Annotated in this window: 24 protein-coding genes and 1 rRNA gene; 16 read left to right on the forward strand and 9 right to left on the reverse strand. The window is 40.4% G+C overall.

Annotated elements, in window-relative coordinates; genetic code table 11:
* The 8 genes from BLT29_RS12005 to dnaA all read right to left on the reverse strand — a co-directional run.
* A 16S ribosomal RNA gene (locus tag BLT29_RS12005) occupies positions 1-76 on the reverse strand; the annotation flags it as partial.
* Positions 77-366: 290 nt separating this feature from the next.
* Positions 367-2,826, reverse strand: coding sequence for a DNA gyrase subunit A (gyrA, locus tag BLT29_RS12010; RefSeq protein ID WP_090776563.1), 2,460 nt, complete (start codon positions 2,824-2,826; stop codon positions 367-369).
* A gap of 30 nt (positions 2,827-2,856) precedes the next feature.
* Complete coding sequence (gyrB, locus tag BLT29_RS12015) at positions 2,857-4,779, reverse strand: DNA topoisomerase (ATP-hydrolyzing) subunit B (protein WP_090776564.1); 1,923 nt, start codon at positions 4,777-4,779, stop codon at positions 2,857-2,859.
* A 62-nt stretch (positions 4,780-4,841) separates the two neighbouring features.
* Positions 4,842-5,093: an extracellular matrix regulator RemB gene (gene remB / locus BLT29_RS12020; protein ID WP_090776565.1), complete on the reverse strand. Its 252-nt coding sequence runs from the start codon at positions 5,091-5,093 to the stop codon at positions 4,842-4,844.
* A gap of 7 nt (positions 5,094-5,100) precedes the next feature.
* Positions 5,101-6,225: a DNA replication/repair protein RecF gene (gene recF / locus BLT29_RS12025; protein WP_090776566.1), complete on the reverse strand. Its 1,125-nt coding sequence runs from the start codon at positions 6,223-6,225 to the stop codon at positions 5,101-5,103.
* A 2-nt stretch (positions 6,226-6,227) separates the two neighbouring features.
* Positions 6,228-6,446 (reverse strand): S4 domain-containing protein YaaA, encoded by a 219-nt coding sequence (yaaA, locus tag BLT29_RS12030; RefSeq protein WP_437182649.1) that lies wholly within the window; start codon positions 6,444-6,446, stop codon positions 6,228-6,230.
* Between the two features lie 169 nt (positions 6,447-6,615).
* Entirely contained in the window at positions 6,616-7,764 is a 1,149-nt protein-coding gene (dnaN, locus tag BLT29_RS12035) for a DNA polymerase III subunit beta (RefSeq protein ID WP_090776567.1), read from the reverse strand.
* Positions 7,765-7,975: 211 nt separating this feature from the next.
* A complete protein-coding gene (dnaA, locus tag BLT29_RS12040; protein ID WP_090776568.1) occupies positions 7,976-9,334 on the reverse strand; it encodes a chromosomal replication initiator protein DnaA in 1,359 nt (452 codons plus the stop codon).
* Between the two features lie 477 nt (positions 9,335-9,811).
* On the opposite strand from dnaA, the gene rpmH reads away from it, so the two are divergent.
* From rpmH to BLT29_RS12095, 11 genes are all read left to right on the forward strand, one after another.
* Positions 9,812-9,949 (forward strand): 50S ribosomal protein L34, encoded by a 138-nt coding sequence (gene rpmH / locus BLT29_RS12045; protein ID WP_090776569.1) that lies wholly within the window; start codon positions 9,812-9,814, stop codon positions 9,947-9,949.
* A gap of 100 nt (positions 9,950-10,049) precedes the next feature.
* Entirely contained in the window at positions 10,050-10,388 is a 339-nt protein-coding gene (gene rnpA, locus BLT29_RS12050; protein ID WP_090776570.1) for a ribonuclease P protein component, read from the forward strand.
* A 35-nt stretch (positions 10,389-10,423) separates the two neighbouring features.
* Entirely contained in the window at positions 10,424-11,245 is an 822-nt protein-coding gene (gene yidC / locus BLT29_RS12055; protein ID WP_245701269.1) for a membrane protein insertase YidC, read from the forward strand.
* 17 nt (positions 11,246-11,262) lie between these two features.
* Positions 11,263-11,892, forward strand: a complete 630-nt coding sequence (jag, locus tag BLT29_RS12060) for an RNA-binding cell elongation regulator Jag/EloR (protein ID WP_245701271.1) — start codon at positions 11,263-11,265, stop codon at positions 11,890-11,892.
* A 158-nt stretch (positions 11,893-12,050) separates the two neighbouring features.
* On the forward strand, positions 12,051-13,427 hold the full coding sequence (gene mnmE, locus BLT29_RS12065) for a tRNA uridine-5-carboxymethylaminomethyl(34) synthesis GTPase MnmE (RefSeq protein ID WP_090776571.1): 1,377 nt from the start codon (positions 12,051-12,053) through the stop codon (positions 13,425-13,427).
* Between the two features lie 75 nt (positions 13,428-13,502).
* On the forward strand, positions 13,503-15,413 hold the full coding sequence (mnmG, locus tag BLT29_RS12070; protein ID WP_090776572.1) for a tRNA uridine-5-carboxymethylaminomethyl(34) synthesis enzyme MnmG: 1,911 nt from the start codon (positions 13,503-13,505) through the stop codon (positions 15,411-15,413).
* A 30-nt stretch (positions 15,414-15,443) separates the two neighbouring features.
* Positions 15,444-16,157, forward strand: coding sequence for a 16S rRNA (guanine(527)-N(7))-methyltransferase RsmG (gene rsmG / locus BLT29_RS12075; RefSeq protein ID WP_090776573.1), 714 nt, complete (start codon positions 15,444-15,446; stop codon positions 16,155-16,157).
* Between the two features lie 95 nt (positions 16,158-16,252).
* The gene (gene noc, locus BLT29_RS12080) at positions 16,253-17,107 is read left to right on the forward strand and encodes a nucleoid occlusion protein (RefSeq protein ID WP_090776574.1); all 855 of its coding nucleotides are present in this window, start codon (positions 16,253-16,255) and stop codon (positions 17,105-17,107) included.
* Between the two features lie 119 nt (positions 17,108-17,226).
* Positions 17,227-17,988 (forward strand): ParA family protein, encoded by a 762-nt coding sequence (locus BLT29_RS12085; RefSeq protein ID WP_090776575.1) that lies wholly within the window; start codon positions 17,227-17,229, stop codon positions 17,986-17,988.
* Complete coding sequence (locus BLT29_RS12090; protein ID WP_090776576.1) at positions 17,981-18,850, forward strand: ParB/RepB/Spo0J family partition protein; 870 nt, start codon at positions 17,981-17,983, stop codon at positions 18,848-18,850. The genes BLT29_RS12085 and BLT29_RS12090 overlap by 8 nt, the downstream gene beginning before the upstream one ends.
* Before the next feature lie 18 nt (positions 18,851-18,868).
* Positions 18,869-20,017: an aminotransferase class V-fold PLP-dependent enzyme gene (locus BLT29_RS12095; RefSeq protein ID WP_090776577.1), complete on the forward strand. Its 1,149-nt coding sequence runs from the start codon at positions 18,869-18,871 to the stop codon at positions 20,015-20,017.
* Here BLT29_RS12095 and yyaC read toward each other — a convergent pair.
* Positions 20,014-20,661, reverse strand: a complete 648-nt coding sequence (gene yyaC, locus BLT29_RS12100; RefSeq protein WP_090776578.1) for a spore protease YyaC — start codon at positions 20,659-20,661, stop codon at positions 20,014-20,016. The genes BLT29_RS12095 and yyaC overlap by 4 nt on opposite strands.
* Before the next feature lie 88 nt (positions 20,662-20,749).
* On the opposite strand from yyaC, the gene BLT29_RS12105 reads away from it, so the two are divergent.
* From BLT29_RS12105 to rpsF, 5 genes are all read left to right on the forward strand, one after another.
* Complete coding sequence (locus tag BLT29_RS12105) at positions 20,750-21,778, forward strand: YkvI family membrane protein (RefSeq protein WP_090776579.1); 1,029 nt, start codon at positions 20,750-20,752, stop codon at positions 21,776-21,778.
* 68 nt (positions 21,779-21,846) lie between these two features.
* A complete protein-coding gene (locus BLT29_RS12110; protein WP_090776580.1) occupies positions 21,847-22,035 on the forward strand; it encodes a DUF951 domain-containing protein in 189 nt (62 codons plus the stop codon).
* 38 nt (positions 22,036-22,073) lie between these two features.
* The gene (gene ychF, locus BLT29_RS12115; protein ID WP_090776581.1) at positions 22,074-23,174 is read left to right on the forward strand and encodes a redox-regulated ATPase YchF; all 1,101 of its coding nucleotides are present in this window, start codon (positions 22,074-22,076) and stop codon (positions 23,172-23,174) included.
* Positions 23,175-23,253: 79 nt separating this feature from the next.
* Positions 23,254-23,574 (forward strand): DUF2651 family protein, encoded by a 321-nt coding sequence (locus tag BLT29_RS12120; protein WP_245701273.1) that lies wholly within the window; start codon positions 23,254-23,256, stop codon positions 23,572-23,574.
* Positions 23,575-23,831: 257 nt separating this feature from the next.
* Complete coding sequence (gene rpsF / locus BLT29_RS12125; RefSeq protein ID WP_090776582.1) at positions 23,832-24,119, forward strand: 30S ribosomal protein S6; 288 nt, start codon at positions 23,832-23,834, stop codon at positions 24,117-24,119.
* Positions 24,120-24,121 lie beyond the last annotated feature (2 nt).

Here is a 24,121-nt window from a genome sequence, read left to right on the forward strand (position 1 = left end):
CTTCTGTGCGCTCGACTTGCATGTATTAGGCACGCCGCCAGCGTTCGTCCTGAGCCAGGATCAAACTCTCCATTAAAGTGTTTGATTTGCTCATTTTGCACAAATTTCTTTGTGGCTTACATGTTGAGATCTATTGATCTCTTTTTACGCTTGGCTATTGTTTAGTTTTCAATGAGCTTGTGTCGCTGTTTGTTGGCGACTTAATTAATATACCATTTCCCTGTAGTACCGTCAAGTGTTTTTTCGTTCTTTTTTGTACATCTTTATAGCGACAAAAATAAACTTATCATGCATTCATCTTTTATATAACTATTTTTAAAGCACTAAAAAAGTTGCACCGGTTACCCAGTACAACTTCATGGATGATTACTCAACAATATTTTCCTCGTCTTCCTCATCAAGCTCATCATTAATGTTCACACGTGCAACTGTTGCAACACCTTCTCCTTCATCTACCCGGATTAGCTTAACGCCTTGCGTCGTTCTCCCAGTCGTTGAAATTCCATCGACATGCGTACGAATAATAATCCCATCCACTGTGACAATCATGATGTCATCTGTTGTCCCTACCATCGATAGCGATACGAGCGGTCCATTACGTTGTGTAATGTGACATGTTTTAATCCCTTTACCACCACGACTTTGCACCCGATACTCATCAATTTTTGTGCGTTTGCCATAGCCATTCTCTGTAACAACCAATACTTCTTGGTCCGCGGAAATAACATCTACACCAACGACACCATCATTTTCGGAAAGACGAATCCCTCTAACACCACGTGCGGGCCGCCCCATGAGACGTACATCAGACTCACGAAAACGAATTGCCATCCCTTGCTTCGTTCCGATAATCATTTCTTGGTTTCCATCCGTTAATCGAACTGCATGGAGCGAATCACCCTCTTGAAGACGAATTGCAAACAAGCCACCTTTGTGTAAATGAACAAAAGCCGAAAGTGGCGTTCGTTTTGCAATACCCATTTCAGTTAAGAAAAATAAATACCTTTCCTCATCAAAAGTTTCGATTGGAATCACCGTACTAATCGATTCACCCGGATCAATTTGTAACAAATTAATCGCTGGAATGCCTTTAGCAGTTCTTCCTAATTCAGGAATTTCATACCCCTTTAAGCGATAAACTTTGCCTTTGTTTGTAAAGAACAAAATTGTGTGGTGCGTGTTTGTCGTAAACAAATGTTGGACAAAGTCATCTTCATTTGTTCCCATTCCTTGAATGCCTTTTCCACCGCGTCTTTGCGCACGGTATGTGGAAACAGGTAGCCTCTTAATATAGCCATTATGAGTAATCGTGACAACGATATTTTGCTGAGGAATTAAATCCTCATCTTCAAGCTGATCTTCACTTGTTGATAAAATTGTGCGCCGCTCATCATTGTACTTTTCTTTAATGACCAGTAGCTCTTCCCTGATGACAGCAAGGACTTTTTCGTCGTCAGCTAAAATTGCACGTAACTCCGCGATCCGTGCAACAAGTGTCGTGTATTCTTCTTCAATCTTTCCGCGCTCCAAACCTGTCAAACGTTGCAGGCGCATATCTAAAATGGCTTGCGCTTGTTCATAGCTCAATGAAAAACGTTCAATTAAACTAGCGCGCGCAGTATCGGTTGTTTGTGAACCACGAATCAACGCGATAATTTCATCAATATGGTCAAGTGCAATCCGCAATCCTTCTAAAATATGCGCGCGCGCCTCGGCCTTATTTAAATCAAATTGCGTACGACGACGAATCACAGACACTTGATGCGTTAAATAATGCCTCAACGCTTCTTTTAAATTGAGCACTTCCGGTCTTCCATTCACAAGCGCTAACATATTAATACCAAAACTTGTTTGTAAGGCTGTTTGTTTGTACAAATTATTTAAAATGACATTTGGATTGGCGTCACGCCGTAATTCAATGACAATCTTCATACCATTACGGTCAGATGAGTCTCTTAATTCGGTAATACCGTCGATTTTCTTATCACGAACGAGTTCTGCAATTTTCTCGATCAGACGCGCTTTGTTCACTTGATAAGGCAATTCCGTAACATAAATTGTAGACTTACCGTTTGTTTCAACAATTTCTGTTTTTGCCCGTAAAATAATAGAACCGCGTCCTGTTAAATACGCTTTTCGAATACCTGAACGTCCTAAAATCTCCCCTCCAGTCGGAAAATCCGGACCTGGAATATAATTCATCAGCTCTTCGACTGTCATATCCTCATTTTTAGATAAAGCTAGTACACCATCAATGACTTCGCCAAGCTGATGTGGTGGAATGTTTGTTGCCATCCCAACAGCAATCCCTGATGTACCATTTACAAGCAAGTGAGGGAATCGCGCCGGTAAAACGACTGGCTCTTTCTCATTTCCATCATAGTTTTCTTGGAAATCAACTGTATTCTTATTTAAATCCCGGACGAGCTCCATAGAAATTTTCGACATTTTCGATTCAGTATAACGCATCGCCGCCGCTGAATCCCCATCAATCGAACCGAAATTACCGTGACCGTCCACAAGCATGTAGCGATAGCTAAAGTCTTGAGCCATACGAACCATTGTATCGTATACCGCTGCATCACTGTGAGGATGATATTTGCCTAGTACTTCACCGACAATCCGAGCCGATTTTTTATACTGTTTATCTGGGGTCATTCCCAGTTCAAACATGGCGTACAGGATCCGACGATGAACAGGTTTCATGCCATCGCGAACATCTGGCAACGCCCGACTCACAATGACACTCATCGCATAATCCATAAATGAATTTTTCATTTCATGATCAATCTGTATTTCCTTTAGCTTTGATACTTCTTCTGCCATTCATGTTCACCTCCAGGTAGGCGTATGCATTCAAATATCCAAATTTGTCACATATTGCGCGTTCTCTTGAATAAAGTCTCGTCGCGGTTCCACACGGTCGCCCATTAAAATCTCAAATATTTCATCTGCTTTCATTGCATCGGATAATGTCACTTGCAGCATCGTTCTAACAGAAGGATCCATTGTTGTTTCCCAGAGCTGTGTCGCATTCATCTCACCGAGCCCTTTATACCGCTGTAACTCGACTTTTTGACGATCTGGTACTGTTTCCAAATACTTTTCAAGCTCTTTGTCAGAGTATACATATTGGAGATGTTGTTTTCCTTGATGAATCTTATACAAAGGAGGTTGCGCGATATACACATAGCCCTTCTCAATCAACTCTCGCATATAGCGATAAAAAAACGTTAAAATTAACGTCCGGATGTGCGCACCATCAACATCAGCATCCGTCATGATAATAATTTTATGATATCTCGCTTTCTCAATATCAAATTCATCACTAATTCCTGCACCAATAGCCGTGATCATCATACGAATCTCGTTATTTGCCAAAATCTTATCAAGACGGGCTTTTTCAACGTTTAAAATTTTGCCTCGCAATGGTAAAATCGCTTGGAATTGTGGATCTCGTCCCCCTTTAGCTGAGCCACCGGCAGAGTCTCCCTCGACAATAAACAATTCACTTTGCGATGCATCTTTTGATGAACAGTCTGTCAATTTACCAGGCAAGGAGCTTACTTCTAACGCTGATTTTCGCCGCGTCAATTCACGCGCTTTCTTCGCCGCTTCTCGTGCACGGGACGCCATTAATCCTTTATCAACGATTTTTCGGGCAATCGCTGGATTTTCTGCTAAAAAACGAGCAAAATGCTCTGAGAAAAGTGAATCTGTAATCGTTCGTGCTTCACTATTGCCGAGTTTCGTTTTTGTCTGTCCTTCAAATTGAGGATCAGGAATTTTCACAGAGATAATTGCTGTTAAACCTTCACGCACATCTTCTCCAGTTAAATTTGGATCACTCTCTTTGAAAAACTGATGGCGTCTTGCATAATCATTAATTACACGAGTCAAACCAGTTTTAAAACCAGCTTCATGTGTACCCCCCTCGTGTGTATGAATGTTATTAGCAAACGAGTAAATGTTGCTTGCATAACCGTTATTATGTTGTACTGAAATCTCAACAGCGACGCCTTCTTTTTCTCCTTCAATATAGATCGGAGAATCATACAACACTTCTTTTGTTCGATTCAAATGAGCAACAAAAGAGGCAATGCCACCTTCATAAAAGTAAGTCGCGCTTTTATTTTCATCCGTACGTAAATCTTGTATCTTAATCGTTAATCCTTTATTTAAAAAGGCAAGCTCGCGCAAACGACTTGTTAAAATGTCATACTCAAATTCAGTCGTTTCTTGAAAAATCTCAGGGTCCGGCTGAAATGTAATCGCTGTGCCCGTCTTCTCTGTTGTACCGACCACTATCAAATCGTTTTTTGGTACACCTCGTTCGAATTGCTGCTGATGAATTTTGCCATCGAGATGAACATTAACGACTAGTAATGTTGATAATGCGTTCACAACAGATGCGCCCACACCATGCAAGCCACCAGACACTTTATAACCACCACCGCCAAACTTCCCACCAGCATGGAGCACTGTCATAATGACTTCTACTGCAGGGCGACCCATCTTCTCATGAATGCCAACAGGAATCCCGCGTCCATTATCTTGTACAGTAATTGCATTGCCTTCTTCAATTGTCACGATAATTTCATCACAAAATCCAGCCATCGCTTCATCAATACTATTATCAACGATTTCCCAAACTAAATGATGAAGACCACGGCTACTAGTAGACCCAATATACATTCCTGGACGTTTCCGGACTGCTTCAAGGCCTTCTAATACTTGAATTTGACTTTCATCATATGTTTGTTTTTGATCATTTTTCAATCGATTTCACCTTCCCCGTTACTATCTACATGCATTTAGTGACACGCTCATCTATACGAAAACTACATCTCTCTATCTTCCAACACATTTTCTAAACTTCCCACGTAAGATCTACGTGCAAGCGTTTGTGTTGAGATAGGAGAGTAATAAATACATGTATCTGTTACCACAACTGTTTTAATGGATTCATCTTCGGTATAAGCAGTATATTTCACAGGCACTGTCTGTTGTGGAAGAGGTGAATCTTCATATGGAAAAAAACCAATAATACTGTTTGTGTTGAGAATGACCTCTCCGCCAATATGAAGGTACATCGTTTATTCACCCCGTTACTTCAAGTGTTCCTTGATTTATATAAAATGTTTGCGCCTGCTCTAACACCGTTTGATGTAATTCATTTGTGGTCGTTGTCGTTACAAACGTTTGTACCCGATTGTCAATCGTCTCTAACAACTGCGATTGTCTATGGCGATCTAGTTCTGATAAAACATCGTCTAACAATAACACAGGAAATTCTCCTGTTTCAGCGTAAATTAAATCAATTTCAGCTAACTTGATAGATAGTGCCGCTGTTCGCTGCTGTCCTTGTGAACCATACGTATGCACATCCATTTCATTGACAGAAATAGCCATATCATCTCGATGTGGCCCAAAAAGTGTGATGCCACGCTTTACTTCTATCATTTTTTTTTGTTTGTATGCACTGTAAAGTTCTTCTTTTATTTTCGACAAGTTTTCTTTATCTGATACCTCTACTGAAGGGAGATAGCGTAACTTCAACATTTCTTGCTTACGGCTCATTTTTTCATGAATCACCTGCGCCCATTGCTGAAGTTGTTGTAAAAATTGGGCTCTCTTGTGCATAATGACCGCTGCTTCTATGATCAATTGTTCTGTCAATACGTCTAGCATCATCATAAGAGATGAACTTGTTGTTTGAACTTGTAACTTTTTTAATAGCACATTACGCTGTTTTAATACTTGGCTGTATTGAGTCAAATGTTGTAAATATATCGGGCTCATTTGACCGAGTTCCATATCAATAAAACGCCGCCTCACTTGTGGACTCCCCTTTACTAAAGCTAAATCTTCGGGGGCAAACATGACCACATTTAAATTCCCAACATACTCACTCAATCGTCTTTGCTGCAGCCCATTTATTTTCCCGTGTTTTCCTTTATGAGAAAGAATAAAATCAAGTTCAACATCCTGGGTTCGTTTTGAAACTTTGACATTGACACGGGCAAACGTTTTGTCTATTTGAATAAGTTGCTTATCCTTTACAACACGGTGTGACTTCGCTAATGCAGCAACAAAGATGGCTTCTAATATATTCGTTTTCCCTTGCGCATTTTCCCCTTGTAAAATGTTTATTCCTGGATCAAAAGAAACAGAGAGCTGGGAATAGTTTCGATAAGACGCTAATGCAAGTGAACGAATGTACATTTTTATCCCCTTTGTACAACTTGAAATTGCTGACCGTCTTCAAGTGTGACGACATCAGCATTGCACAATTTCTTACCGCGCCGTGTCTCTTTTTCACCATTCACAAGCAATACATACTCCGCCAAATACCATTTCGCCATCCCACCGGTTTGTATAACACCTATTTCTTTTAATAATTGTCCTAGGGTGATCGTATCATCTTTGATCATTATTTGTTTCAACGTATACCCCACAATCAGCTATGAAGTAGCAAGACAGCACATCGATCACGATTGCTGCCTTACTTCTCTAGCTTATCTATTTTTTTACATAGATCGCTCATTTGTTCATTCTCTATTGTACTAAATGAAATGCATCTAGCCAAGCTTTTTTCAAGAGATTCAACAACTTTTAGTACGTTCGTACAGGGGAAAATAAGTGTATCGTATGATCACTCTCACTTGGACGAACAAGAAATGCATTCATTGTGCCTGTAAACATCATATAAATATTTTCACTATCAACAACACGTAACGCATCAATGACATTTTTGCCATTGAAAGAAATGTGCATGTGCTCTCCCTGAAGTTTTTCAACGTGCAATTGTTCTGTCACTTTCCCAATTTCTTGTGAAGTAGACGTCAGTTCAATTTGCGTTTGATCAATCACTTTTAGGTGAACAACATTGTTTTTTCCTTCACGTGATAACAGTAATGCACGCTCCAATGTTTGCAATAATGACTTTGTCTTTAATTCGAAAGTTGTTTTCGCTTGTGCTTTTGCGGGAATCATCTCTGTCGTGACAGGATATTTCCCTTCTAGTAGACGTGAAAAGAATAAAAGATTCCCTACCTTAAACAAAATTTGATTGTCTGTGACAACAATTTCTACATCATCAGACACATCTTCTAAAATTTTGTTTAGTTCTTGAAGACTTCTACCTGGTATAACGACATTGTTTACGTTCCCATCATTTTCATTCAGGTCGACTTCAACTGTTCGTAAAGCAAGTCGGTGACTATCCGTTGCAGTACATGTCAGTTTTTTTCCTACGATACATAGGTGCACACCTGTTAAAACAGGACGGGTTTCTTGTGTAGACACAGCAAAAGCCGTTTGGCGAATCACATTTTTAAATACTTGTTGCGGGAGTGAAAATTGTGCATCATTTTGTACAACAGGTAAGCGCGGGTACTCTTCTGGATCAAATCCATTTAAAGTAAAGATAGACGCGCCAGACTGAATTGTAACAGAAAATGGTTGTTGCACATGTATGTCCATTTCTTCTCCAGGTAACTTCTTGACAATTTCTGCTAAATATTTAGCGGGCAACACGATTGCACCTGTTTGATGAATGGTCACAATCTCTTGCTCGTTTTCAACTGTCGGGATAAACGATTCAATGGAAATATTTGCATCACTCCCAATTAATGTTAAACCTGCAGCAGATACATCCAATTTAATTCCTGACAAGATGGGGATCGTCGTTCGTGAAGAAACAGCTTTGACAACGTGCTGAACTTCTTGAATCATTCGATGACTATTCACTAAAATATGCATGAATGCAAACTCCTTTTCATATGTATAGAAATAAGATATTTACACGTCTCATAAAGAGACTGAGGTATATATCTTAATCTTTTAAAACCGTAGTAATAGTAATAGGGGCTGTGTATTTGTGGATAACCGAGTACGCCCTTTATAAGTCGTAGCTATGCACATGTGGACAAGTTGTGCATAGCTACGACTTCTTTATACACATACACACTTGCTATTGTCGTAATTGTTCACTGATCAGTTGTATTTTTTGCTGTAGTTCAGGATCTGTCGAGAGCAATTTTGTGATTTTTTCATGTGCATGTATGACCGTTGTATGATCACGGCCCCCAAATTCACTCCCGATCTTCGGTAAAGAAGCATCGGTTAACTCTCGTGACAAATACATCGCAATTTGTCTTGGGAATGCAACTGACTTTGTGCGTTTTTTTGCTTTAAAATCTTCTAATTTCACTTGATAGTGGTCACCAACAAGTTTTTGGATGTCAACGATTGAAAGTGTTTTTGGCAGTGCATTTGGAATAATGTCTTTTAGTGCTTCAGCGGCTAAATCAGCATTCATGTCTTGATTCACAAGCGATGAATATGCAACAACACGAATAAGTGCACCTTCTAGTTCACGAATGTTTGTATCAATTTGGTTGGCAATATAAAGCATTACTTCGTTTGGAATATCAAGCTTCTCTGCTTTTGCCTTTTTGCGTAAAATGGCAATCCTTGTTTCTAAATCAGGGGGTGTAATGTCAGTAATTAATCCCCATTCAAATCGAGAGCGAAGTCGATCTTCTAAAGTAGGAATTTCTTTGGGTGGTCGATCACTTGAAATGACAATTTGTTTGCATTCTTCATGTAATGCGTTAAAGGTATGAAAAAACTCTTCTTGTGTCTGGATTTTCCCAGCAATAAACTGGATATCGTCAATTAGTAACACATCAACATTGCGGTATTTGTTGCGAAAATGAACAGCTTTGTTATCACGAATGGCATTAATAAATTCATTCGTGAATTTTTCAGACGACAAATAAACGACTTTTGCTTGCGGGTTATGTTCCATGACGTAGTGACCAATGGCATGCATTAAATGTGTTTTGCCTAACCCAACCCCACCATATATAAATAAAGGGTTATATGCTTTAGCTGGCGCTTCAGCTACAGCTAAAGAGGCAGCGTGTGCAAAACGATTTCCTGAACCAATGACAAAAGTGTTGAACGTATATTTGTCATTCAACATGGTGTGTGAGCCTGTTGTTTCAACAGGGGAATCTTTTGGAGGAGCGGTTGGTGCAGCTTGTTCTGCAGCAGTTTCTGTCATGGTATTTTGTTCATGTTGCGGAATAACAAACTTCGGTATGAGTTTTGTCCCTGTAAGTTGTTCAACCATCGTAGAAGCGAGCACTGTATAATGTTTTTCCAGCCAATCACGTGCAAATGCGTTCGGAGCCACAACAATGATGGTATCTTCTTGAATTGATTGTGCAATGGTCGTTTTCAACCACGTTTCATAACTAGGTTTGCTTACTTTTTTTTTCATTTCATTTAACACTTGATCCCATAAATCATGGATGTTTTCCAAAAATGCTCCTCCTTTTTATATGTATTCGTTAAAAAATATTGCGTTGCTTGTCGTGGAATGTATGTCAAAGTTGCGCTGTCTTGGAATGAAAATTGTAAAAGGGATAATCACACAATTAATATGGTTGTGGATAGCGTTTTGAACATGCTTGGAAAAATGTCCACAGAATTACCCACAAGGTGTGAATAACTTTTTCAACGCTCATCGGTATCCTCAAGTGAAAACAATATAATCATAGCAAAAAATAGAAGAAACCGCAACGTTTGAAAAGATTTATCCACAAACTTCTGTATATAGTAGGATGAACATATACACGACACTAGATATGTGTATAACTTGTCGAAAGGCCTGTCGATAAATGTTGTGGACAAGAAAAGATTATCCACAATAGGCGGAAGGGTTGACAAAATAGCAGTCTTTTTATATAATTTTTTGGAGTGTCTATTATGATACAATCCTCGAGGGAGGTGGCATACATTGGGTAAACCAACGTTCCAACCAAACAACCGAAAGCGGAAAAAGAATCATGGCTTCCGTGCACGTATGGCGACAAAAAATGGTCGTAAAGTCATTGCAAATCGTCGGAAAAAAGGAAGAAAAGTATTGACTGCGTAGACCACTGACACCAGTGGTCTTTTTACGCGTTAGGAGTGTCATCACTTCATTTGTTATTGCGGATAAAAAAGACACGACGATGTGAAAGGTTGTGTGATGGATGAAAAAAGAACAACGAATAAAGAAAAATAGTGAGTTTTCGGCTGTATTCACACATGGAAAGTCTTTTGCCAATCGTCAATTTGTTTTATATGTATTGCCGAAAGAAGGACAAACACAGTTTCGGGTCGGATTATCTGTCTCAAAGCGTGTTGGTCATGCAGTATGCAGAAATCGGATTAAACGTTTGATTCGCGCGGCTTTTCAGGAGTTAGGGTTACGATTACGATTCAATTATGACTATGTTGTGATTGCACGCAAGCCTTCAAGTAATTTAAATTTTTTAGAAACGAAATCAAGTTTATGTCACGTCATGAAGAAAGCCAATGTGATTCAGTAGTGACATAAAATGAGGATGAGAGAGGATGTACGTCATTGAAAAGGAAGACTGGCTGGCTCATCTTTGTCATGTCGATGTTGCTATTTTTATCAGGATGTTTCAGTATAAATGAGCCCATTACTGCTGAAAGTGAGGGGATTTGGAACAACTTTTTTGTTTATCCGCTTTCACAGCTAATGATATGGATTGCGAACTGGATAAAGAGTTATGGGTTTGCTATTATTATAGTAACAGTACTTTTTCGTATATTGTTGTTACCACTAACGATAAAGCAAACAAAAAGTATGCGGGCCATGCAGCAGTTGCAACCGAAAATGCAGGCATTAAAAGAGACATATAGTGCGAAAGACCGTAATACGACGATGAAATTGAATCAGGAAATGCAAGCTTTATTTTCCAAACATAAGGTGAATCCTTTTTCTGGTTGTTTACCATTAGTCATTCAAATGCCAATTTTTTTGGCGATTTATCATGCAATTATGCGAACAGATCATTTTGAAGGCGAAACGTTTGCTTGGTTTGCATTAACGAATGCAGATCCTTATTTTATCTTACCTGTCTTAGCGTGCGTGCTGACATTTTTGCAACAAAAAATGATGATGGTGCAAAATAGCCCGCAAATGAAAATCTTGCTTTATGCGATGCCAATCATGATTCTTGTCATAGGGGTCGTGTTACCAGCAGCTGTCGTTTTATATTGGATCGCTGGAAATGTATTTATGATTTTGCAAACATACTTTATGAACCGATCAGCAAACGTAGCGATTTCTGGACAAATGATTGAACAACCGGTGAAACGTAGCAACCAGCAATCAAAATCCAAAAAGAAAAAGAAACGACCGAAAAAACGTAAATAATGAAAGGGGAAAGTGGCATGGTGAAGCATACGGTTACAGGTCGGACCATTGAAGAGGCTGTCTCCAAAGCATTAGAAGAACTGTCTGTCCCTAAGGAACAACTGATGTACAAGGTGATTTCACAACCGCAAAAAGGTTTGCTTCGTTTGTTTCGTCCAAAACAAGCGGTCATTGAGGTTGAAGTGAGACCGCAGTCAGCTGATGTTGCCCATTCTTTCCTAGTAAAAACGCTAAAACAGATGAATATTGAAGCAAAAATTAACGTAAATCAATCAGGACGCCGCTTACAGATGATATTGGATGCAAGCAATGAAGCAGATCAAGGTCGGCTCATTGGTAAAAAAGGTCAGACACTTGATGGATTGGAGTTGTTAACGAATTTGGCAACTGGGCACGCAGATGGTGTGAACCCAGTGCGTGTTGATTTAGATGCTGGAGAGTATCGCTTAAAGCGAGAAGAGGCATTAAAATATTTGGCTTTCCGTGTAAGTAAAAAAGTACAAACGGTTCAACAACCGGTTGTACTGGAGCCGATGCCAGCTCGTGAGAGAAAAGTAATTCATATGACTTTAGCGAATGAAGCGTATGTAAAAACCCGGTCTGAAGGAGAAGGTAGTCGGCGCCATGTCGTTGTGGAACCAAAGTAAAGGTTCTTTTTAAAGATCAGCATAGCTGGTCTTTTTTTAATTGTCATCGAAAGCGATGATAAACATGTGGATAAATAATTGGATTTTTCATTTCGCATGTGTTATTCTTATATGTTGAGAATACCCTTGTGGATAATGTGAAGGTAGGGGGTGAACAAATGAAAACAGATACGATTGCGGCGATATCCACAGCACTAGGAGAAGGTGCGATTGGAATTGTCCGGCTGAGCGGAGATCAAGCGATTGCGATTGCGGATAAACTTTTTCGTGGACGTCAACCATTGGAAAGTGTTGCTAGCCATACAATTGTTTACGGACATTTAAGGGATGTTGATGAAGAGGAAATGATGGAAGAAGTCATGGTGACGGTGATGCGCGCACCACGCACATACACGCGCGAAGATGTCATTGAACTGAATTGTCACGGTGGGCTCGTGTCAGTGAACCGTGTATTACAGGCAGTGTTAAAGCAAGGCGCTCGATTGGCTGAGCCGGGAGAATTTACAAAGCGTGCTTTTTTGAATGGACGAATTGACTTGTCACAAGCAGAGGGTGTAATGGATTTAATTCGTTCCAAAACAGATCGAGCGATGCGTACTGCGCTCAGACAGGTCGAAGGACGACTATCAAAAAAGATTCAGCAGTTAAGACAAAAGGTATTAGAAACAGTTGCTGCTGTTGAAGTAAATATTGATTATCCTGAATACGATGCAGAAACAATCACGGCACAGGTCATTTATGAAAAAATGACGGTGGTACATTCAGAGATAGAGGATTTACTACAAACAGCAAAGCAAGGAAAAGTGTTGCGAGAAGGTTTAGCTACGGCGATTATTGGTCGACCGAATGTGGGTAAATCATCGTTAATGAATAGCCTTGTGCAAGAGGCAAAAGCCATTGTCACGAATATTCCTGGGACAACAAGAGATGTGCTTGAAGAATATGTGAATGTGCGGGGTGTTCCATTACGGTTAATTGATACAGCCGGTATTCGTGAGACGGACGACCAAGTTGAGCGAATTGGAGTGGCACGATCGAGGCAAGTGTTGCAGGAAGCTGACCTTGTCTTACTTGTTTTAAACTATGCAGAGAAACTCACTGTTGAGGATGAAGCTTTATTTGAAGCAACACGTGATATGGACGTCATTGTCATTGTCAATAAAACGGATCAATATAGAGAAATCGACATGAACCGTGTACAACAATTGGCAAACGACCGCCCAATTGTGAGCATGTCTTTGTTACATGATGAAGGAACTACAGTACTGGAAGAAGCAATTCAGTCATTATTTTTTGCTGGAGGTATTGAAGGGGGCGACCTGACATATGTGTCGAATACTCGTCACATTGCGTTGCTTGAACAGGCGTATCACCATACAACCGAAGCAATTAATGCCAGTACGGAAGGTGTACCAGTAGATTTGATTCAAATTGATGTCACGCGAACGTGGGAACTACTTGGAGAAATTATTGGACAAGACGTACACGAACATTTGATTGATCAGTTATTTGCGCAATTTTGCTTAGGAAAATAACAACGCGAGGCTCGCGTGTGCGAAAGGAAGGGTGCACTGCTTGTGACGAGCAATGAACGCAAGTAGTCGAAGAACATGAGTTATGAAGGCGGTACATTTGATGTCATCGTCATTGGTGCCGGTCATGCAGGTGTAGAGGCAGGGTTAGCAGCAGCGCGTATGGGCGCAAAGACGTTGATGCTTACACTTAATTTAGATGCGGTAGCTTATATGCCTTGCAATCCCTCTGTTGGTGGACCGGCAAAAGGTATTGTTGTCCGTGAGATTGATGCGCTTGGTGGAGAAATGGGACGCAATATAGATAAGACATACATTCAAATGAGAATGTTGAATACAGGGAAAGGCCCAGCGGTGCGAGCGTTGCGGGCACAAGCAGATAAGTTTCGTTACCAACATGAGATGAAAAAGACGATTGAAATGCAGGAAAACTTGTTGCTTCGTCAAGGAATGGTTGACCGATTGATCATTGAAGACAATGAGTGTCGTGGTGTGATTACAAACACGGGCGCCCACTATCGTGCAAAGGCTGTTGTTGTGACGACCGGCACTTATTTACGAGGGAAAATTATTTTAGGTGAACTCGCGTATGAGTCAGGGCCAAATAATATGCAACCGTCCATTAAATTGTCTGACCATCTAAAGGAACTAGGATTTGAGATGGTTCGTTTTAAAACGGGCACGCCACCCCGTGTAAATGGGGAAACAATTGATTATACAAAGACAGAAATCCAACCAGGCGACGATGTTCCGCGCGCATTTTCTTTTGAAACTGTCGCGCCGATGCTTAAACAGTTGCCTTGTTGGCTCACGTACACAGGAGCGAATACGCATAATATTATTTCAACAAATTTAAAACGTTCACCAATGTATTCTGGTATGATAGAAGGGACAGGTCCAAGATATTGTCCTTCGATTGAAGATAAAATTGTTCGTTTCCATGATAAACCCCGTCATCAAATTTTTCTTGAACCAGAAGGAAGAGATACGACAGAAGTGTATGTCCAAGGATTGTCAACAAGTTTACCAGAAGATGTGCAATTAGAGATGTTAAAAACAATCCCTGGTTTAGAACAAGTACGGATGATGCGTCCTGGTTATGCAATTGAATATGATGCAATTGTGCCGACGCAACTATGGCCAACACTAGAAACGAAAAAAATTAGTGGGCTGTTTACTGCAGGACAAATTAACGGGACATCTGGTTATGAAGAAGCTGCTGGTCAAGGATTGATGGCAGGTATTAATGCCGCACAAAAAGTATTTGGAAAAGAAGGCCTTATTCTCGATCGGTCGGAGGCATACATCGGTGTGCTGATTGATGACCTCGTCACAAAAGGAACCAATGAACCTTATCGGCTCCTAACTTCGCGAGCGGAATTTCGTTTACTATTGCGTCATGATAATGCAGACTTACGTTTAACAGAAACAGGACATGAAATTGGTTTGATCTCTCAATCACGCTACGATCAGTTTATAGCTAAAAAGCACGCTATTGCTGAAGAAAAAGCGCGTCTTTCTCGGTTAGTGGTGAAACCAACTGTAGCTGGAAATGAACTATTACAAGCACACGGTTCAAGTCCAATGACAGAAGCTGCCCTGGCAACTGCAGTGCTAAAACGGCCAGAAATGTCATATGCGTTGTTGTCACAAATGATTCCGCCACCACCAGTGCCGGTAAGTGAGGATGTATGTGAACAAGTTGAGATTCAAGTGAAGTACGAGGGCTATATTGACAAACAACAACAACAAGTGGAACGGTTGCAGAAGATGGAGCAAAAGTATATTCCGGAAGACCTTGATTACGAAGCAATCCAAGGATTAGCAACAGAAGCAAGGCAGAAGTTGCAACAAGTTCGACCACTTTCTGTTGGTCAAGCCTCACGTGTAGCAGGAGTAAACCCAGCTGATGTGTCGATTTTGCTTGTTTATTTGGAGCAAGGTAGATTTGCAAAAACATCAAGTGACGCGAATGAACCTTGTACGTAAGGGTTGTATCGTTTTAAGGAGTGGAAACGTTTGAGTAAAGTCGAGTTCCCTTCATGGTTAGAAAGCGCAGGGATGATGTTATCAGGAAAACAAGAGGCGCAGTTTGCCCGTTATTTTAAGCTACTCGTCTCTTGGAATGAAAAAATAAATCTCACCGCAATTACTGCGGAAGATGATGTCTATGTGAAGCACTTTTATGATTGTTTGACAGCGGGTTTTTATTATGATTTTTCAACGCAAAACATCGTTGATATAGGGGCTGGCGCGGGATTTCCAAGTATCCCACTCAAAATCATGTATCCGGACTTACAAGTAACCATCATTGACTCTCTTAACAAACGAATTAAATTTTTAACGGAGTTAGCAGAGGAATTACAATTAGTAGGGGTATCTTTTTGTCACGATCGCGCAGAAAATGCTGGTCAATCGGCGACTCATCGAGAGAAGTATGATGTCGTTATGGCGCGAGCAGTGGCACGCATGTCTGTATTGAGCGAGCTATGTTTGCCGTTTGTGCGTCAAGGTGGAAATTTTATTGCTTTAAAAGGAGCAGAGACAGTTTTAGAATTAAAAGAGGCAGAAAAAGCGATTGCGATGGTAGGTGGCAAGCTTGTACAGGATCACCAGTTACGATTACCTGTGGAGGGAAGTGAACGCCACATTGTTCAAATAAAAAAAGTCAAGTTGACACCGAAGAAATATCCAAGAAAAGCTGGGATCCCAAATAAACAACCAATCCAATAATAATGTTTCACGTGAAACATTGTGAAGAATGATCGACAAAAAGAGGATTTTTCTACGTTCATGTCGAAACAAACGAAAAGGTGGTGTTCGAAGCGATGAAGCAATCGTTTTCACGCCTATTTGGCTTCCAAGATAAGAACGATGATGCGCAGCTAACTGAAAACGAAGAGGTGCAACAACTTGCAGTAAAAGACTTGATTCCAAACCGCTTTCAACCACGGACAATGTTTGATCCAGATCGGATTGAGGAACTTGCGCAAACGATCCGAACGCACGGTGTTATTCAACCAATCGTTGTGCGAAAACACGAGGACAAATATGAAATTATTGCGGGAGAACGGCGTTGGCGAGCGGTCACTTCACTTGAATGGGAAACGATTCCAGCGATTGTAAAGACGTTTAATGACAGACAAACGGCCTCGATTGCTTTAATTGAGAACTTGCAGCGTGAAGGTTTGACAGCAATTGAGGAAGCGGTGGCGTATGCAAAATTGATTAAAATGCATGATTTAACCCAAGAAAGCTTGGCACAACGACTTGGAAAGGCCCAATCAACGATTGCCAACAAATTGCGGTTGTTACAATTACCAGAAGAAGTACAAGAGGCGATTTTGAAGCGAGATATTTCGGAAAGGCATGCACGTGCATTATTGAGGTTAAAAGATCTATCTGCTCAGAAAGAACTTTTGAATAAAATTGTATCTGAACATTTAAATGTCAAAGAAACGGAAGCATGGATTCAAGATTCTTTTTTATTGAAAGAGGAAGAAGAAGCCCCAGTAAAGAAGAAAAAAGCGCTTCGTAAATCTTATCCAAAAGACATGAGAATTGCTATGAACACAATTCGACAATCAGTTGATATGGTGTTAAAAAGTGGTTTGAATGTGGACACAGATGAAGAAGATAACGAGGAGTTTTATCAATTTACGATTCGCATCCCGAAGAAATGATCTATCTCTTCAAAAGATAGGTCTTTTTATCGCCAAGTATATGAGTGATAGGTTGTGGTACGCGTGTCCCTTTGCTCAAAATATATACGACCAGTAATTGTAAGAAAGTAGGTGTCAATGTGTCGAAAATTATCGCTGTCGCAAATCAAAAGGGCGGCGTAGGAAAGACCACAACGTCTGTGAATTTAAGTGCATGTTTAGCTTTCTTAGGAAAAAGGGTTTTGCTCGTTGACATTGATCCCCAAGGAAATGCAACGAGTGGCGTTGGGGTTGAAAAAGGTGATGTGGATGAGTGTGTGTATGATTTGCTTGTAGATGATATGGATGTAAAAAAAGTGATTCGGACATCATCTGTTGAGAATCTAGATGTGATCCCAGCAACCATTCAACTATCAGGTGCTGAAATTGAGTTAGTCCCGACAATTTCAAGAGAGGTACGGTTGAAAAAAGCACTTACGCCTGTAAAAGATAAATATGACTATATTTTCATTGATTGCCCTCCGTCGCTTGGGCTGTTAACATTAAATGCGTTAACAGCAGCAGACTCTGTTGTTGTGCCTGTTCAATGTGAATATTATGCACTGGAAGGTTTGAGTCAATTATTGAATACAATTCGGCTTGTGCAAAAGCACTTGAATACGTCACTTGCAATTGAAGGTGTCTTATTAACGATGTTAGATGCGCGTACAAATTTGGGTATTCAAGTCATTGATGAAGTGAAAAAATATTTTCGTGATAAGGTGTTTGACACGATTATTCCACGAACAATTCGTCTGGGAGAGGCGCCAAGTCACGGGAAACCAATTATTGCCTATGATGCGAGGTCACGCGGTGCAGAAGTATATGTAGACTTAGCAAAGGAAGTGGTGGCAAATGGGTAAAGCATTAGGAAAAAAAGGTTTAGGGAAAGGGTTGGAAGCTTTTTTTCCTGAACAGGAAGAGGTAATATCTGAACAAGTAAAATATGTGCCAATTAATGAGCTGCGTCCTAACCCGTATCAGCCACGAAAGACATTTTCAGAAGCTGCTTTAGCAGAGCTGCGCGATTCCATTCGTGTGCATGGAGTTTTACAACCTGTTACAGTAAGGGAAAGTATTAAAGGTTATGAAATTGTGATGGGAGAACGTCGTGTTCGGGCTGCAAAGCAAGCTGGACTCACCGAAGTACCAGTCATTATTCAAACGTTGGCAGAAACAGAAATGATGGAAATTGCACTGATTGAAAATTTGCAGCGTGAAGATTTAAACCCTATTGAGGAAGCGATTGCGTATGAAAAGCTGTTAGCGAATACTACAGTGACACAAGAACAGTTAGCGAAACGGCTAGGAAAAAGCAGACCCCATATTGCCAACCATTTGAGATTGTTACAATTGCCTCAGGTTGTACAGGAGTTTATTTCTGTAGGGAAACTTTCTATGGGACATGGTCGTGCTTTACTTGGTTTGTCTGATAAAGAAAAATTATCAATGGTGCTAGAACAAATTTTGCAGCAGTCACTAAGTGTACGTGAAGTAGAGCAATTGGTTCAGCGAGTAAATGAACATGTTTCACGTGAAACAAAAAAGGTAACTGTCAATCTATCGCTTGCAATTCAAGAACAACAAGCACAATTACGTGATGCGTTAGGTACAGCTGTCACAATTAAGCCAGGAAAGAAGAAAGGGAAAATCGAAATTGATTACTTTTCGGAGAGTGATTTGGAAAGGATTTTAACATTACTCGTGCAACCGAGTGACGTATAAATAGAAGGGGAGGATTATGTGTACTATTTTGATCAAGCTGCTTCCTCCTTTCCAAAACCTGCTGCTGTTGTCCGCGCTGTCGAACAATCATTGCGCCACTATGGCGCCAATCCAGGAAGAGGACAACATCAGCTAGCGCGGCAAGCGGCTCAAATTGTTAGTGATACTAGAAACGAGGTGGCAGCGTTGTTTCGGGCGCCATCTCCTTGTCACGTATGGTTTTATCCTAATGCAACTTACGCCCTCAATCAAGCGATTGGAGGGTTTCCATTTGTACCTGGCGATGAAGTGGTGACAATGTCATTTCAACATAATGCTGTGCGCCGTCCTTTGCAAATGCTCATTAAAAATAAAGGAATTAAGGTGCATATCGTGTCTACATTGAATGAAGGAAGCATTTGTCAAGAGACTGTGGTGAAAGCGATAAATGAAAAAACGAAAATGGTGATTGTCAGTCATGCCTCAAATGTAACAGGTGCACTTTTTCCATTACATGATGTGAGCCAGAAAGTAAAACAGGTTGGCGCTGTATTGCTTGTTGACGCTGCGCAAACAGCTGGTGTGATAGATATTAACATAGAGCAAGAAGAAATTGATCTGTTAGCTTGCCCAGGCCACAAGGGGTTATTAGGTCCACAAGGTGTCGGGATGCTCGTTTCCGGGCGTGATGTGGGATTGGAGCCGTTTGTTTATGGGGGGACAGGTCATGACTCAGAAGGGTTATACCAACCACTTGAATGGCCAGACAGATATGAAGCAGGGACATTAAATACACCAGGTATTGCTGGATTAGGTGCCGCATTAAAGGAAATAAAAAACATTGGCATCAAACATATTTTTACGCATGAAAGTGCGATGATGGAGCAGTTTCTTAATGGTCTCAAAGATATACCTAAAATCAAAGTTGTGGGACTGGCTCCGCGTGAGCAGCGGGTCGCAGTTGTGTCTTTTTTTATTGAAAATGTAATGAGTCAAGAAGTGGCGCTTATATTAGACCAACACTATCAAATTGCTGTGCGCGCAGGCTTACATTGTGCGCCTGAGTTGCACCAACGATTTGGTACAACTCAAACAGGGCTTGTAAGGGTCAGTTTTGGGCTTTATACGACTGAAAACGATGTGCTTGTTTTGTTAAATGCATTGCAAGAAATTTCAGCTGCTTTTTAAATGTGGGAAGGTGGCGGAGAAAAATTCGTTGCAAGATGAATGGAATTTTTCTCTCGTTTTTTTGAAAAATGATGTGTAAGTGTTGTGTCAACAGCATAAATAATGTCGCTTAATTTCGTTGCCATTGTCATGACTGTATGGAGCCTCGTGCTTTGAAGCATATAGAAATCCATGATGCCACCTACATTAACAATCCCTGTAAGACAGATGTCTCCAACATCAGGTAAATTTTTTCCCATTGCTGCGCCAGGCTTTAAAGGACCATGATGTAGCGTAAGGAAACCTATATTTTCTGTGTGACCAAGACAAGCATCAATGGCAATGACGTGGGCGTTTGGATGTGCTTCGTAAATGAGTTGCAATTTTTCCTCCATGTTTGTCGCATGAATTGGCTGAGCGAGTGTGCCATATAAGTGAAATGTTTGCAGTGTTTTTTGTTCTAGCATATTTCCAACGATTGGACCAAAAGCATCTCCTGTAGAACGGTCCGTACCAATACAAATAAGTACATGTTCTTTTGTTTTTTGCGTACTACAACAAGAGAATAGCGCTTCTGTAAATGTTGGTGTACCTGCGTGATCTTCTGAATGTAGACGGATTTTTCCATTTGTTCTTTTTCTAAAAGGCCATAGGTTTGGACTCATAAGCGCAGCTCCTTTGCCATAGTAGTATTAGTATAGTAGATTTTTCGTCGATCTATACATGTCAAAGCAAAGTTGAGGGTGGAGCGAAGTGTGGGGTCGTGGTTTAAAATGGATGTTTTTGATCGTTGGCACGATTATTGGTGCTGGATATGCATCAGGTCGAGAAATATGGGCTTTTTTTGGTGATCAAAGTGGTGTTGCGATCATTTTATTTGCAGTTTTGTTTATGGTTAGTAGCTATGTCATTTTGCACATCGCGAAAAAAGAAAAGACAAGCCATTATCTCCCAGTACTAAAAACCCTCCTTGGAAAGCGGCTTGCAACATTGTATGATTTTATGGTGATGTTATATTTATTTTCCGTGACAATCATTATGTTGGCAGGGAGTGGTGTGACACTAGAAGTGTATCACATCCCATATTGGTTGGGGATTGTGATGAATAGCGGGCTTGTTGTTGTTATGTTCTTAAGAGATACAAGTGGTATGGCGAAAATGAATGCCTATTTAATTCCGGTTTTAATTCTGTGTTTGATAGCCGTTTTATATGTATATCAAACGTCAATAGGATTTCCAATCACGTTCGATTGGTCTCGCCAACAAAATTGGTCGTCAGCGTTAACATTCACCTCGTTAAATATTTTGCCGATCATTGCTGTATTAGGGGCAATCGGTGGTCAAATTAAGCATAAAGGAGAAATACACATTGCGAGCATCGGGAGTGCGTTCATATTGGGCGTAATCTCATATTTATATAATGAGTCATTGTTGTCGATCGCACATGAAATTCGTTTTTATGAGATTCCTTTATTCGCTATATTACAAACTTTCCCTTCGTATATGGTTTTTGCAATTTCGTTATTACTGTGGTTAGCCATTTATACGACAGCAACAGCGGGTGTGTTTGGATTAATTACACGGTTACGTGCTTTTATAGATGGTCCTGGATGGCTTTTGGCACTTTTTTTGGTTGCATGTATGGCACCGCTTACGATGTTTGGTTTTTCAACGCTAATTTCGGTGTTGTATCCGCTATATGGTGTGCTCAATTTGTATGTTTTGGTCTCTTTAGTGCTGTATCCAATTTTAAAGCATCCAGCAACGAGGCGAAAGGAGTAAGCTCAGGCTTCAAACTACTGTGTAAATCGTGTATAATACAAGCAGTACAGTTGAGGAGGTCGACAAAAGTGGAGAAGACGTTTGCGTTAAATGATGTGGTAGAAATGAAAAAACCGCATCCATGTGGCGAAAACCGTTGGAAAATTATTCGCATGGGCATGGACGTGCGAATTAAGTGCCTAGGCTGTGATCATAGTGTCCTGCTCCCGCGTCGGCAATTTTCAAAGAAACTAAAAAAAATCATCGTTTCTAGTTAAGTATTAGTAAACGTCTATGATAAAGGAAGTGAGCGGTTTTGGCGTTAACGACAGGAATTGTTGGTTTGCCAAATGTTGGAAAATCAACATTGTTTAATGCAATTACGCAAGCCGGAGCGGAATCGGCAAATTATCCATTTTGTACAATCGATCCGAATGTCGGCGTTGTTGAAGTACCTGACGAACGTTTAGCGAATTTAACAGCGTTGGTCAAACCGAAAAAAACGGTGCCAACGACATTTGAATTTACAGACATTGCAGGTATTGTTGAAGGTGCAAGTAAAGGCGAAGGATTAGGAAACAAATTTCTATCACACATTCGCCAAGTGGATGCGATTGTGCATGTTGTTCGTTGTTTTGATGATGAAAATATTACTCATGTATCAGGTGGTGTTGCGCCGTTACGTGATATTGAAGTTATTAATTTGGAATTGATTTTGTCCGATTTAGACTCAGTGGAAAAACGTTTGACACGCGTCGCAAAACTGGCAAAAACGAAGGATAAAGAAGCGGTAGCCGAATTGGCTGTATTAAAACGTTTGCAAGCAGCATTTGAAGGAGAACATTCAGCCCGTAGTGTTGAGTTTACTGAAGAGGAACAAAAAATTGTCAAACAACTTCATTTGTTGACAAGTAAACCGGTTTTATACGTGGCGAATGTATCTGAAGAAGACTTGTTGAAAAAAGATGATAATCCATATGTTACACAAGTGCGTCAGTTTGCAAAGTCTGAACATAGCAATGTGGTTGTTATTTGTGCGAAAGTCGAGGCAGAAATTGCAGAACTTGAGGGAGAAGAAAAAGCGTTATTTTTAGATGAGTTAGGGATTGCTGAATCAGGGCTTGATCAATTAATACGTGCGGCATATATGCTTCTTGGTTTAGAAACGTATTTTACAGCCGGAGAACAAGAAGTGCGTGCGTGGACGTACCAATGTGGCACGAAAGCACCGCAAGCTGCCGGTATTATCCATACCGATTTCGAACGTGGCTTTATTCGCGCAGAAACAGTGTCATATGATCACTTGCTTGCTGCAGGTAGTATGACAATTGCCAAAGAGCGTGGACAAGTCCGGCTAGAAGGAAAAGAATATATCGTTCAAGATGGTGATGTGATTCATTTCCGTTTTAATGTGTAATAAAGTGAGGGATGTCATAGGAGTTGACATCCCTCACTTTCATTACTGTAGATAGGAGTGAGAGGGGGAGGAGTGGTTTATGAGACGTGTAGGCGGCATGCTCTTACTGGTTTCTTTTATTATGTTGATGTCTGTTATGGTTCATTATCCATTTGCTGGTGGAGAAATGACAATGGTGTTGTTGCTTTTCCCAATGCTTATCGTCATCATATCAATTGTCGTGACGTTATTACTGAATTATTGGTACGTGATGCCTGTTGTCACATGCATGATGTTCACTTTCTATATGTTTACGGTGTTCAACACCACGTTTTTAATATGGGTTGTGATCTATACATTGTTGTCTCTTGTTGCGAGTGTATTACCTTGGATGTTTGTGCGGGCGAGAAAGAGTAAGTAAGTTTCGGAAAAAATGATAAAAAAAGAAGGAGAGATGGCTGGTTGTGTCGTAATTTAGTAACATGCCCCGTTTCTCCCTCTCACAGAAAATCCCATTCATTTGTTTTAGTAAATGAAATATGGCGACAGAAAAGTAGGTGATAAAAATTACTTGAACCAAATTTCTAAGTCTGGTATACTAATTGAATGTGAGTAAATTTATTTTTGCTCCTTGCTCCCTATTTATGGAGCCGCTTAGACCAAGAGGAGGTGATTCGAATGCGTAAGTATGAAATCATGTACATTATCGCACCGAACCTAGAAGAATCAGCAACGAAAGAGATCATTGAGCGTTACAATAAAGTGCTCACTGATAATGGTGCTGAGATCTTACAGGCAAAAGGAGTCGGTAAAAAGCGTTTGGCATATGAGATCAATGATTTTAAAGATGGTTTCTATGTTCTTTTAAATGTACAAGCTGAGACAGCAGCGATTAACGAATTTAATCGTTTGATCAAAATCAATGAAAATGTGATGCGTGTACTTGTGGTCAAAGACGAACAGTAAAC

The sequence above is a fragment of the Shouchella lonarensis genome (assembly GCF_900096965.1).
GTDB lineage: Bacteria > Bacillota > Bacilli > Bacillales > Bacillaceae_D > Shouchella > Shouchella lonarensis.